At 63.6% G+C, this 12,377-nt stretch carries 12 protein-coding genes; 3 read left to right on the forward strand and 9 right to left on the reverse strand.

Features of this window, described 5'->3' with window-relative positions; translation table 11 throughout:
• Nucleotides 1–202: 202 nt before the first annotated feature.
• Both LK440_RS03275 and LK440_RS03280 read left to right on the forward strand, forming a co-directional pair.
• Nucleotides 203–2,689, forward strand: coding sequence for an AsmA family protein (locus tag LK440_RS03275; RefSeq protein WP_005015364.1), 2,487 nt, complete (start codon nt 203–205; stop codon nt 2,687–2,689).
• Nucleotides 2,686–3,069, forward strand: coding sequence for an MOSC N-terminal beta barrel domain-containing protein (locus LK440_RS03280; protein ID WP_005015361.1), 384 nt, complete (start codon nt 2,686–2,688; stop codon nt 3,067–3,069). The genes LK440_RS03275 and LK440_RS03280 overlap by 4 nt, the downstream gene beginning before the upstream one ends.
• On the opposite strand, the gene LK440_RS03285 is transcribed toward LK440_RS03280, so the two are convergent.
• The 4 genes from LK440_RS03285 to rsmD are packed head-to-tail and all read right to left on the reverse strand — an operon-like array spanning nt 3,066 to nt 5,742.
• Nucleotides 3,066–4,277: a benzoate/H(+) symporter BenE family transporter gene (locus tag LK440_RS03285; RefSeq protein ID WP_005015358.1), complete on the reverse strand. Its 1,212-nt coding sequence runs from the start codon at nt 4,275–4,277 to the stop codon at nt 3,066–3,068. The two genes, LK440_RS03280 and LK440_RS03285, sit on opposite strands and share 4 nt — an antisense overlap.
• Nucleotides 4,274–4,528, reverse strand: a complete 255-nt coding sequence (locus LK440_RS03290; protein WP_005015357.1) for a YfhL family 4Fe-4S dicluster ferredoxin — start codon at nt 4,526–4,528, stop codon at nt 4,274–4,276. Before LK440_RS03290 ends, LK440_RS03285 begins: the two co-directional genes overlap by 4 nt.
• Nucleotides 4,529–4,585: 57 nt before the next feature.
• Nucleotides 4,586–5,098: a pantetheine-phosphate adenylyltransferase gene (coaD, locus tag LK440_RS03295; protein WP_005015356.1), complete on the reverse strand. Its 513-nt coding sequence runs from the start codon at nt 5,096–5,098 to the stop codon at nt 4,586–4,588.
• Nucleotides 5,099–5,121: 23 nt separating this feature from the next.
• On the reverse strand, nt 5,122–5,742 hold the full coding sequence (rsmD, locus tag LK440_RS03300; protein WP_026087870.1) for a 16S rRNA (guanine(966)-N(2))-methyltransferase RsmD: 621 nt from the start codon (nt 5,740–5,742) through the stop codon (nt 5,122–5,124).
• A gap of 72 nt (nt 5,743–5,814) precedes the next feature.
• Between rsmD and ftsY the strand changes: the two genes are divergently transcribed.
• Nucleotides 5,815–7,041: a signal recognition particle-docking protein FtsY gene (gene ftsY, locus LK440_RS03305; protein ID WP_005015354.1), complete on the forward strand. Its 1,227-nt coding sequence runs from the start codon at nt 5,815–5,817 to the stop codon at nt 7,039–7,041.
• Nucleotides 7,042–7,108: 67 nt separating this feature from the next.
• Here the strand turns inward: ftsY and LK440_RS03310 are convergent, their stop codons facing one another.
• From LK440_RS03310 to phnD, 5 genes are all read right to left on the reverse strand, one after another.
• A complete protein-coding gene (locus LK440_RS03310) occupies nt 7,109–8,698 on the reverse strand; it encodes a CYTH and CHAD domain-containing protein (protein WP_005015352.1) in 1,590 nt (529 codons plus the stop codon).
• 196 nt (nt 8,699–8,894) lie between these two features.
• The gene (gene phnE, locus LK440_RS03315; protein ID WP_005015351.1) at nt 8,895–9,716 is read right to left on the reverse strand and encodes a phosphonate ABC transporter, permease protein PhnE; all 822 of its coding nucleotides are present in this window, start codon (nt 9,714–9,716) and stop codon (nt 8,895–8,897) included.
• Nucleotides 9,713–10,588 (reverse strand): phosphonate ABC transporter, permease protein PhnE, encoded by an 876-nt coding sequence (gene phnE, locus LK440_RS03320; RefSeq protein ID WP_005019899.1) that lies wholly within the window; start codon nt 10,586–10,588, stop codon nt 9,713–9,715. Before phnE (LK440_RS03320) ends, phnE (LK440_RS03315) begins: the two co-directional genes overlap by 4 nt.
• Nucleotides 10,576–11,346, reverse strand: a complete 771-nt coding sequence (phnC, locus tag LK440_RS03325) for a phosphonate ABC transporter ATP-binding protein (RefSeq protein ID WP_005015347.1) — start codon at nt 11,344–11,346, stop codon at nt 10,576–10,578. Before phnC ends, phnE (LK440_RS03320) begins: the two co-directional genes overlap by 13 nt.
• A gap of 2 nt (nt 11,347–11,348) precedes the next feature.
• A complete protein-coding gene (phnD, locus tag LK440_RS03330) occupies nt 11,349–12,353 on the reverse strand; it encodes a phosphate/phosphite/phosphonate ABC transporter substrate-binding protein (protein ID WP_005015342.1) in 1,005 nt (334 codons plus the stop codon).
• Nucleotides 12,354–12,377 lie beyond the last annotated feature (24 nt).

Consider the following 12,377-nt stretch of genomic DNA (forward strand, 5'->3'; position numbering starts at 1 on the left):
GACATTCGGCGCGGCAGCGCGCGGATCTAGCCGTTGACGCTCCCTTTTTCCCAGACCTGCGCCCTGTCGCTTCGACCAGGCCGATGTGGCTTGCCTCCCTAACAGGCAGCCCGGGTTGGCGGAGGTAGCTACGGCAAACGTGCCGGTCCACAGGGCCGGCTCTTTTGGGAATATTCCAAGTCGAGTTATCGACGGGGCGGCAATGAAGACGTGGTTCAAGCGCATTTTGATAGGCTTGGTGGTGGTGGTCCTGGTGGCGGTCGTTGGTGCGGCCATCTTCCTGCTGACCTTCGATCCCAATGCCTACAAGTACAAGCTTGAGGAGTTGGTCCAGGAGCGCTATCAGCGCACCCTGACGATCGACGGCGAGATCGAGCTGTCGCTCTTCCCGCGCATCGGCCTGTCGGTGCAAGGGGTGTCCCTGTCCGAAACCAACAGCCCCGAGACCTTTGCGTCGATAGACAGCATGCGTCTGGCCGTGGCCGTGTGGCCGTTGCTGTCGGACAATCTGGTGGTGGATCACGTCACCATCAACGGCTTCAAGGCGCGCATCATGCGCGACAAGGAAGGCCACTTCAATTTCGAGAACCTGGTTGGCGACTCGGTGCAAAGCACGGTCGTGCCGGCCAACGCCGCCGAGGCGACGGCCGGGGTCATCGCCGGCGCGACCCAAGCCCTGACCAGCGGCACCGTCAAGGCGCCGCGCAGCATGCAGATCGACATCGCCGGTCTGGGCCTCAAGGATGGCGAGTTGCAGATGCTCGACGCCATGAGCGGTATGGCGGTGTCCGTCACGCAGCTCAACGCCAACACCGGGCGGGTGACGTTCAATCAGCCTTTCGACGTCAGCCTCACTGCGCGCGTCGAAGGCGGAGATCCGCGTTTCGATGCCAACCTTACCGGCCAGGCTTTGTTGCGCCTGGACCCGGCCGCCAAGCGCTATTCCGCCCAACGGCTGGATTTGCGCATGGATGGCAAAATTCCGAGTGCGCAGGCCAAAAGCCTGGTCATGCGTGGCAACCTGGCTTTCAATGGTGCGACCTCGTCATTGGATGTGGCCGGCCTGGAACTGCTGTTCCAGGGTGATGTCGCCCATGCCTCCACCAAATTGACCGGTGTCGAGGCCAGTCTCGCTGTCCCCAAGCTTTCGCTGGACCCGCACAAAACGCAATTGCAGGTTGAAAAGCTCGCCATGCGGGCCAAGGGCGCGGCAGCCGACGGCCCGTTCGAGTTCGCGCTCGACACCCCCAGCCTGCATGTCTCGCCGACCTCAGCCGGAGGCGACGCGCTGACTGGCCGCGTGCGCACCCAGACGGTCGATGCCAGCTTTGGTTTGACCGGAATCAGCGGCAATGCCTCCGAGCTCGATATCAAAGAGGCCAAAGTCAACGGCAGCTTCAAGCAGGGCGAGCGCGTGGTCAAGACCACCTTGGCCTCGCCGGTGTCCCTGCAATTGTTGCCGCGGGTCATCGGCCTGGCTGCGCTCAAGGGCGACGTCAACATCACCGATCCGGCACTGCCCAAAGGCAGCCTGCAGATTCCGCTGATCGGCAGCGTATCGGCGGATCTGCTCAAGGATCTGGCCAGTGCCAAGATCAACGCCGTACTCGAAGGCGGCAAGTTCGACCTCACCGCCGATGTCACCCAGTTGTCGACGCAGCCGCAACTGAAGTTTGCACTGGCCGTCGACACGCTGGATCTGGACAAGCTCGTCCCTCCCGTGGGGGCCGCGCCGGCCAAGACGCCCAACGATGGCAAACAGGATGAATCCAAGCCTGCCGCCAAACCTGCCGTGGCGGCCAAGCCGGCGGATGACAGCCTCAATCTGTCCGGCCTGGTCGGGCCGACTGCCAACGGATCGATCAAGGTCGGCCAGTTGGTCATGCGCGGCCTCAAGGCCGCTCAGGTAGGCGCCAACGTCAAGCTCGAGAAAGGCAAGCTGGATATCTCCTCGCTGGCGGCGGATCTGTACAACGGCAAATTGGTGGGTAGCCTGTCGGTCAATGCCGCCGAAGGCAACCAGATGGCGGCCAAGCTCAACCTTACCGGCATCGCCATTGAGCCGCTGCTGGTGGATGTGGCCAAACAGGACGTCCTGTCCGGCACGGGCAGCCTCGCGCTGGACCTGAGCACCGCCGGGGCCAACACCTATGCCCTGACCAACAATCTGGCTGGCACGGTGCAGGCGCGGCTGCGCAATGGCGCGGTCAAGGGTATCAACCTGTCTCAGACGCTGCGTGATCTCAAGGCCGTGGTCAGCCAATCGCAGGAGATGTCCTTCGGCGCGGACAATTCGCGCCAGACGACGTTTGGCGCCATGGACGGCGACATGACCTTGGCCAAAGGCGTCGGCACGGTCAAGCGGTTGGATATCGCCACGGATTATCTGCGCGTGACGCAAGGCAGCCCCGCGACGATCGACTTCGTCAATAGCACCATTAATGTCGTGGCGATTGCACGCGTGGTCAACACCAGCAACGAAGGCAAGGATCTTGCCGACCTGCGCAATTTGCCCGTCCCTGTGCTCATCAGCGGTACGTTCGACAAGCCCGTCTACACCGTGCAGTGGCGTGAGATCGCCGGCTCGCTGCTCAAGCGCGGTGTCGAGAGCAAGATCAAGGATGCGCTGGGCGGCAAGTCCGGCAAAAATGAAGTGGGCAAGGCACTCAAGGGCATTCTTGGCAAATGAGCGTCACCTATCAACCCATCGCCGATTGCGGCTCGACTGCTCAGGCCGAGGCGCAGCCCTACCATCGGCGCTGGCTGGTCAGCAACGACGCCGGCCAATGGCTGTCACGCGAGCTCGCCCCTAGGCTGGCCGAGATCAACGTCGATGTGAGATTGGGATACTTGGTCCTGCGTGCGCCAGGCATGCTGCGTCTGGATATTCCGCTGGATGTTATCGAAGATGATGACAGTGTGCGCTACCAGATCCTGATCGGCGGGCAGACGGTCGACGTCGTTGACGAGGGCGAGCTGGCGTCGGCCTGGATGTCCAACTATCTGGGTATCCCGGCGCGCCTGCTCAAAGTGCATCCCGATATGGCAGCGGTGCGCTGGCCTGTCTAAGCCTTCGCGCGCAGGCTCAATACCATGTGGGCGAGCAGGCCCGCGGCCAGACCCCAGAAAGCCGAACCAATACCCCAGAAGCTGACGCCCGAAGCCGTGGCCAGCAAGGTGATCAATGCCGCCTCCCGGCGCTGTGCATTGCCCATGGCATTGGCCATCCCTCCCATGATGGCGCCCAAGAGCGCCAGTCCCGTCAGGGCGGCGATGAGCGCCGCAGGCAACGCCTGGAAAAACACGGCAACGGTGCCGGCCGCCACACTCAGCAGCACATAGCTCAGGCCATAGGTCGCCGCGGCGATATACCGCCGGGCCGGATCAGGATGCGCTTCCGGTCCGGTGCAGATCGCCGCGATGATGGCGCCCAGCGTGACGCTGTGCGCGCCAAACGGTGCGGCGGCCAGACCGGCCAGACCGGTGACGGCAACCAGGCGAGACGCGGGCGGGCGATAGCCGGCAGCCTGCAGAATGGCTAGGCCGGGCAGGTTCTGAGAAGCCATGGCCACGACAAACAAGGGTATCCCCAGGCTGATGGCGGCCTGCAGCGTAAAGTGCGGGGTGGTCCAGACAAAGGTCGTCCACTCCCAGCGCACGGCCTCCAGATGCAGCAGGCCTTGGCTGGCGGCCACCGCCAGGCCCAGCACCAGTACGGCCATGACGGCAAAGCGTGGCAACCAGCGCTTGCACACCAGGTAGGCCGCGCACATCAGTAGCACCAGCGCCGGAGCCCCCGCCATATGGCGAAAAATGCCCATACCGAAATTCAAGAGCACCCCGGCCAACATGGCGCCGGCAAGTTCGCCGGGGATGCGGCGCACGATGGGGTCTATCCAGCCGAAGACACCACAGACGAAGGTGAGTAGAGCTGCCAGTACAAAAGCGCCGACCGCCTGGTCAAACGGCACGCCGACCAGCCCTGTGACCAGGAGCGCGGCGCCGGGCGTAGACCAGGCAAACACCACGGGCAGTCCGGTACGCAGGCTGATGACCGCGCCACCCACGCCCAGCGCCAGGCAGATCGACCCAAGCCAGGAGCCGATCTGGGCGGTGCTCAGTCCGCCGGCATGGCCGGCCTGCACCATCAGGACGGCGGTACCGCTGAAACTGACGATGACGGCCACGAGCCCAGCCACCAGGGCCGAGACGGAGACATCCCGTGCAGCGTTCAGGCGGGGGGAGGCGAGCGTGGAGGGCGGCGGGCCCTCGCTCATGCGGGCGCACCCGTCAGGCGGCGATACTTGGCCATCAGGCTTTCCTGGCCTTCTTTCCATTGCGGGTGCAGTTCGATGCACTCGACCGGGCAGACCACCTGGCATTGCGGCTCATCGTAATGGCCCACGCATTCGGTGCAGCGATCTGGGTCAATGACGTAATAATCCTCGCCCATCGAAATGGCTTCGTTGGGACACTGCGGTTCGCAGACGTCGCAGTTGATGCATTCGTCGGTGATGAGTAAGGCCATGGCAGGGCGGGCGAGGGACTGGAGTCCCTCGCATTGTAGCGCCCGGTTGGTGAATGCTTAGCCGGCGTTGTTGGGCCAGGATTGCTCGCGGCGTTCCTTGGCCTTGGCTTGCAGCCAACGCTCCACCGAGGGGAAGACGAACTTGCTTACGTCGCCGCCCAGTTGCGCGATTTCGCGCACGATGGTGCCCGAGATAAATTGGTACTGATCCGAAGGCGTCATGAACAGCGTCTCGACGTCGGGCAGCAGGTGGCGGTTCATGCCGGCCATCTGAAATTCGTATTCGAAGTCCGAGACGGCGCGCAGCCCGCGCACGATGACACGGCCATTCTGCTCGCGCACGAAGTCCTTGAGCAGACCGCCGAAGCTGCGGACTTCGACATTGGGGTAATGGCCCAGCACTTCGCGGGCGATTTCAACCCGCTCGTCGATGCTGAAGAAGGGCTTTTTATTGCGGCTGAACGCCACCCCCACGACCACTTTGTCGAACAGGGCAGCGGCGCGGCGCACCAAGTCTTCGTGACCGCGCGTCAGCGGGTCGAACGTGCCGGGGTATACGGCAGTGATCATGCAGGCTCCCAAACCTTGTTTGTTTATGGTGTAACACCATCCTCCGAACCCGGATTATTCTCCGTTTTCCGCAATGCAGCAAACTGGAGCAAACCGTAATGGACAGCTCCGGCTTTACCGTTGCGTAAAAGCTCAAAATCCGGGGGGGCGGCGATGGGAGCCTCGGATTCCACATAGATGAGGGCGGCGTCGTCCAGCACGGCGGGCAGCAAGGGCCAGATCCGCTCCAGCCACCCCTGTCCGAAGGGCGGGTCCAGCAACACGAGATCGAAACGCGAGGCATCCATGCGCGACAGAACCTCCATCGCGTCGCCCGCGTGGATGCGGATTTGCTCGGCTTTCAACTTGTCGCGCAGCGTCCGCAGCGCGGACACCGCGGCGCGATCGCGCTCGACCATCTGGACCTGGGCCACGCCGCGCGAGGCGGCTTCCAGGCCCAGCGCGCCGCTGCCGGCAAACAGGTCCAGCACGCGCTTATCGTGGAAGTCGGCGTGCCAGAGATGGTTGAGCCAGTTGAACAGGGTCTCCCGCACACGGTCGGGAGTGGGCCGCAGGCCCGGGACATCCGGCACGGTGATCGGGGTGCGGCGGAACTGGCCGCCGACGATGCGAATGGCGCGTGCGCCGCTAGCAGATTGCTTCAAGAACGGAACCTCCTGGCGCGAATAGTAGCCGGTCGCAGCGTGGTGATGCGGATCCCGAATATACTTTTGCACATGTTCAGCTTCTTCAAGAAAAAGACCCCTCCGCCCGCCGCGCAGGCTTCGCCCGCGCCGCCGCCGGAGCCTGTCGTCCAGCCGGCCGCGCCCGTCTCGCCGCCCGCTGTTCCGTCCCCTCCACCCGCCGCAGCGCCTGCTGTGCCTGTCCCGCCGCCTGCGGTGCATCCGGCGGCGCCGCCCGTTCAGCCCGAACCGGCCGCCTCGCCTGTGCCCGCCGTGCCGGAACCCGTCGCCGCGCCCGTTGTGCCGCCGGCGCCTTCGCCTTCGGCCATCGCGCCGGCCGCTGCCGCCGAACCGGCCGCCGCACCCAAAAAGGCCTCCTGGCTCAATCGTCTCAAACAGGGCCTGGCGCGTACCGGGCAGAGCATCGGCGGCATTTTCGTCGGCGTAAAAGTCGACGAAAATCTGTTCGAAGAGCTGGAATCCGCCCTCATCATGGCCGATGCCGGTATCGAAGCCACCGAAAAACTCCTCACGGAGTTGCGTGCGCGCGTCAAAAAAGACCGCATCGAAGATGCGGCTCAGGTCAAGACGGCGCTGCGTCAACTGTTGACGCAACACCTCAAGCCGCTCGAGCGCAGCTTTGACCTCACGCGCACCCAGCCTCTGGTGGTGATGATCGCCGGCGTCAACGGCGCCGGCAAAACGACCTCCATTGGCAAGCTGGCCCATACCTTTCAACGGCAGGGCGCCAGTGTGCTGCTGGCTGCCGGCGACACGTTCCGCGCGGCAGCGCGTGAGCAACTGGTCGAATGGGGCACCCGCAACAACGTCACCGTCATCGCGCAGGAAGGGGGCGACCCCGCCGCCGTGGCCTTTGACGCGGTCAATGCGGGCCGGGCGCGTGGCGTCGGCGTGGTCATGATAGACACCGCAGGGCGCCTGCCCACGCAGTTGCACCTGATGGAAGAACTCAAGAAGATCCGTCGCGTCATCAGCAAGGCCGATGCGGCCGCGCCGCATGAGGTTTTACTGGTGGTCGATGGCAACACCGGCCAGAACGCGCTGGCCCAGATCCGGGCCTTTGACGCGGCCATTCAGCTCACGGGTCTGGTCGTGACAAAACTGGACGGTACCGCCAAGGGCGGCACCCTGGCCGCCGTGGCCGCCGGCAGCCAGGGCGTGCGGCCGGTGCCCGTCTACTGGATAGGCGTGGGCGAGGGCCTGGAAGACTTGCAGCCCTTCGTGGCCGAAGAGTTCGCCTCCGCCTTGCTGGCAGACTGAGGCGGCAGCCCCTCGCGCCAGGTGTTCGGGCATCACGGGCCCGCGCACCTGAGTCGCCACGCCGTGCCTAGCTTTTCCAGAACGCCTTGCCGTCGGCCAGCTTCACGAATGTGGGCTGAGCCTCGGTGGCAAGCACCTCCAGCCTTGCCGCGATCCACCCCAGCGCAAACCAGGCCTGGGGATGGTGCAGGGTTTGCGCCCGATAGTGCTCGGCAGCGACGGCCAGGTCATTGATTTCACCCAGCAGATCCTGCACGCGTGCCAGTTGCTTGCGATAGGCGCGCAAGCGGGCGCCAGGCAGCAGGGACTCCGCAAAGGTCAGCGCGTAGCGCAGCCGTTTGCCACGTTTGCGAAGCTCATGGCGCGCCTCCAGCTCCAGGTCTGCGAACTGCCGGCCCTGCGAGACAACCTGTTTATGCCACTTGCGTAGTCGCCACGTCAGAAAGGGCTGCAACGTCGGCTTGGGTGGCGCGGCATCGAGCGGGATGATGGCGGGCTCGATGGGCATACCCTCGGTAATCACCGGTTCGGGCACCCCTTGCTCGCCGGGCACGGCGCGCACGTTCATGCTCCATTCGTACAAGTCCAACAGCCAGCCTTGAAAGGCTATCCCGCTGCACAGCGCTTGCGCATCTGCTCCGCGCGCCACCGGTTCGACCGGGATGTCCGGCATGCCAGCCTGGGTAAGGGCCGGGATGATGGTGTCAGCCAACACATCCTGGTCTCGGCTGGTGCCCAGGGCTGCGAAATACTCGCGCAGGCCCGATTGCAGCGCAGCCGGCGCGGGCGCGATAGCACCTTCGAACAGGCTCCAGGCCGAACGCAGTCGGCGCATGCCCACGCGCAGTTGATGCACATGCTCGGGTCCGCCGGCGGCATAGATGCCGGCCGTATCGACTTCGGCCAGCATCGCCGCGTTGCGGATGATCTGCTCCAGGCACTCGTCGCCGACACGGCTCATGGCCTGCACGGGACTCATATCCGCGCTGAGCTTGACGCTGGTGGCTCCGCGCGGCGCCCAGAAACGCGCCACGATCTGCTGTGCGGTGGCTTCGTCGCCAGCCAGGGCGAGGGCCGCCGCCAATTGCGCCAGCGCGTCACCGCGCTCGGATTTGCTGCGCGAATCCAGTATCAGGCCGTGGCGTTGCTGCCAGTCCCGCGCCATAGTAAAAATCGCCTCCGGGCGGCCCGAAAGCAACTCGAACTCGATTTCGCAAATAGGCAGCTCCAGGCCGCCTGCGCGCAGCACACCCAGATCCAGGGCGGCTTCGACCGTGCCCTCGCGGGCGTGCAGCTTACAGAGCAGGCGCTGCACATCGGTTTCATAGCAAACCCCTAACTGGCCATGTATGCGGGCCAGTGCGTCGCCGACCTCGGTGCCCGCATAGACCGACAAGTCCAGCACGGGGCCAGGACGAAGGTGGTTGAGTTCGATGCGGCTGATGGCGTTGGCGCCGGGCATCTTGACGGTTTGCACCCAGGTGTCGCCCTCCTGGCGCAGGCGCAGGGCGATGCGCGCCCGGACGAGTTCGCGCTCGGGTGTATCGAAATACATGGCGCGCAGCGGCAGGCGTGTCGCCTGGCGTTCGGCGATGTCCTGTTTGATGCCCTCGACCGCCCTGGCGGGGACGTGCAGTTTCAACTCTTGTTCTGACATGTCGTCCTTGCCCACGCAAAAGTCGGGATAGTAATCATGGCATAGCCCGTTCTTGATGACCTGTCATATATCAGAAATAAATCAAGAAAATTCAACCCATACGGACCTTTATCGTCAATTTAACGAGAAAGGATTGCTTGGTGATGAAAAATGCCGCCCCTGGGGGCGGCATATATCCATCAGGCGGGCGCGAGGATCAGAGGATGTGCTTGCGGGCCTGGGTGATGACGATCTCGGCCACCACGACAATGGCGAAGATGGATACCAGCACCAGTGCGACGCGATCCCACTGAAAGAGATTGAGCGCGGTGTCCAGGACCATGCCGATGCCGCCCGCGCCGACCAGGCCTAGCACGGCGGATTCGCGCACATTAATGTCCCAACGCAACAGCACGATGGACCAGAATGCCGGCCGGATCTGCGGCCAATAGCCGTACCAAAGGACCGCGCTGCGGCTGGCGCCAGACGCCGTCAACGCTTCGATGGGGCCGCGGTGCGCCTGTTCGATGGCCTCGCCCACGAGCTTGCCGACAAAGCCTATGGACCGGAAGGCGATGGCCAAGATGCCCGCCAGCGCGCCCGGTCCGAAGATGGCGATGAACAGCAACGCCCACACCAGCGAATTGACCGAACGGCTGGAAACCAGGATCAGCCGGGCCAATTGATTGAGGATACGGCTGGGGGTGAGATTGTTGGCCGCCAGCAGGCCCACGGGCACGGCCAGCAGCACCGATATCAGCGTGCCCAGCGTGGCGATGTGCAGGGTTTCTATCAGCGGGCCGTGCACGCCTTCGGCATAGAACGCCCAGTCGATGGGCCACATCCGTGTAAACAGATCTCCCATCTGTTGCGGTGCGTCGTAGAGAAATTCGGGGATGATCTCCACGCCGCGCATGGCCTGCACGACCGCCGCCACCACCAGCAGATAGAGCATGAAGCGCAGCAGACGCTGGCCTGCGCTGTAGCGTTGCCAGGTGCGGTGGCCGTCTTCAGGTTGAGTGAGCAGTGCGCTCGTCATGGCCGGCCCTCCGGTTTGCTCAGGCCCCGTGCGCCATTAAAGCGTTTGACCAGGAGACGGTCAAAGCTCCACCCTTCAAGGAACACCGCTCGCACCATGCCTGCCAGCATTTCTCCCAGCATGATGATGGCGATGAGGGTGATCAGAATGGCCGACACAAAGTCATAGTCGAACCGTTGGAACGCCGAAAACAAGGTCCCGCCTACGCCGCCCGCTCCGACGATGCCCACCATGGTGGAGTTGCGCAGGTTGGAGTCGAACTGGTAGGTGGAAAAGCCGACAAACCGCGCGAATACCTGAGGCAGTACGCCGAAGATGATGAGGTTGGGAAAGGCGGCCCCGGTGGCCCGTACGGCCTCGACCTGCTTGAGTGAGATCTCTTCGATGGCCTCCGTAAACAGCTTGCCGATAAAGCCGATCGAGGCCAGCGTCAGCGCCAGAATGCCGGCTAATGCGCCAAAGCCCACCGCCTTGACGAACAGAATCGCCACGATGACCGGATGCAGCGAGCGGCACAAGGCCACCAGCGCGCGCGCCGGCCACGATACCCAGGCCGGCATCATATTGCGCGCGCCCAGCAGGCCGACGGGCAACGACAGCACGATTCCCAGAAGCGAGGCCAGTACGGCGATTTCCAGGCTTTCGGCGATGCCTTTCCATAGTGTGGCGGGCTTTTCGAAGTTGGGCGGCACCATGCGCGCCAGAAAGGTCGACGCGTGGTCCATGCCGTGCTTGATGCGCGTCCAGTTGAAGTCCAATTGTGTGGCCGCGTAGACGGCATAAACCACCAACGCCACCGCCAGCAACCGTGCCTGCCACGGCAGGGCAAAAGGTCGTCTGGCACTGCGATGTCCCTTGGCTACTGCAACCACGACTCGCCTCCGTAGATAGCCTTGAGCGTGGCGGTGTCCAGGCCTTGTCCATCGCCGTCGTAGACCACCTGGCCGCCCGACATGCCGACAATGCGCGAGGCGTAGCGGCGCGCGAGTTCGACGTCATGTATATTGACCAGCACGGGGATGCCACTGGCGCTGCCTTGTTCGGTCAACAGCTCCATGATCTCGACCGACGTCTTGGGGTCAAGCGACGAGGTCGGCTCGTCGGCCAGCAGCAATTGCGGGCGTTGCATCAGGGCGCGAGCGATACCCACTCGTTGGCGCTGGCCGCCGGACAGCGCATCGGCGCGCTGGTCCGCAAAACCTGCCAAGCCTACTGTCTCCAGCAGGCCGAAGGCGCGGTCGATGTCTTCCTGCTCGAAGCGGCGCAACCAGGCCTTGAGCGCCGAGGTATAGCCCAATCGGCCTGTCAGCAGGTTTTCCATGACGGTCAGGCGCTCGACCAGGTTGTACTCCTGGAACACCATGCCGATACGCCTGCGGGCATGCCGCAACGCCTGGCCGCGCACGCGGGCCAGATCCACGGTGGCACCATCGGCCTGCAGCACGATTTGCCCCTGCGTGGGCTCGATCAACCGGTTGACGCAACGCAAGAGCGTGCTTTTGCCAGTGCCCGAAGGACCGATGATGGCGGTCAACCCCTGCCCGGCCACGTGCAGGTCGATCCCCTTGAGGACGGGCTGCCCGGCCCGGTACTCCTTGACCAGGCCGGAAATGCGCAAAGACGTCGTCATGCTTATTGCTTGCCTTTGTTCTTGGCGGATTCGCGGTCGTAGGCCGCGCGATTGAAGCTCTCTCCGCCGGATTCAGCCACTTCGCGAACGATGGCCCAGTCTTTCTTGTACGTCACCGGGTAGAAACGATCGGCGCCGTCAAAGGCTTTTTTCATCTCATCGGGGAAGCGATAGTCATAGAAGCACTTGAGCATCTGGTCGCGGAACTTGGGCTCCAGGTCGTGCGCATACGAAAACGACGAGGTGGGAAATTTCTCGCTGCGGTAAATCACCCGGAAATCCTCTTCCTTGATTTGCCCGCGCTCGGCCATGCGCTTGAACACATCCGAGGCCACGGCGGCGGCGTCATAGTCCCCCGAATTCACGCCCATGACCGACTGGTCGTGCTTGCCCGAGAAGACCACCTTGTAGTCCTTGTCGGGGGTGAGCCCTTCTTTGGGGAAAAGCGCGACCGGCGCCATATGGCCGGAGTTGGACGAGGGGGCGGTGTGCGCCAGTTTCTTGCCCTTGAGGTCCGTGAGCTTTTGATAGGGGCTGTCTTTCTTGACGATCACGATCAGGTTGTAACCCTGAAAACCATCGGCATACCCCTTGACCGCGAACGGCACGGCACCCGCAATATTCACCGCGTAGGCCGTCGGGCCGGTGGAAAAGCCGCCGACGTGCAGGCGGCCCGAGCGCATGGCCTCGATTTCCGCCGCGTTGCTCTGCACCTGATAGAACACGACGCGTTTGCCGGTGCACTGCGCCAGGTGGTTGGTGAAGGGCTTGAAGATGTCTTCATACACCGCGGGGTCTTCCACCGGGGTGTAGGTAAAGACCAGGGTCGAAGGTGTCTTCAGCTTGGACGCCTCGGTGGGCGTATCGGCCACCAGATCCTTGTTGGCATCGCAGTACATTACATCCAGATCGCCCCGGTTCGAGCAGGTGTCGGCGGCAAAAGCGGTATGACTGCCTGCGGCCACGGCCAGGACAAAAGCGGTTTGTACGATGCGCTTGGCTTGCATGGTTTGTCTCCTCGGGAATTTTTT

Source organism: Bordetella holmesii (assembly GCF_020735985.1).
Lineage (GTDB): Bacteria > Pseudomonadota > Gammaproteobacteria > Burkholderiales > Burkholderiaceae_B > Bordetella > Bordetella holmesii.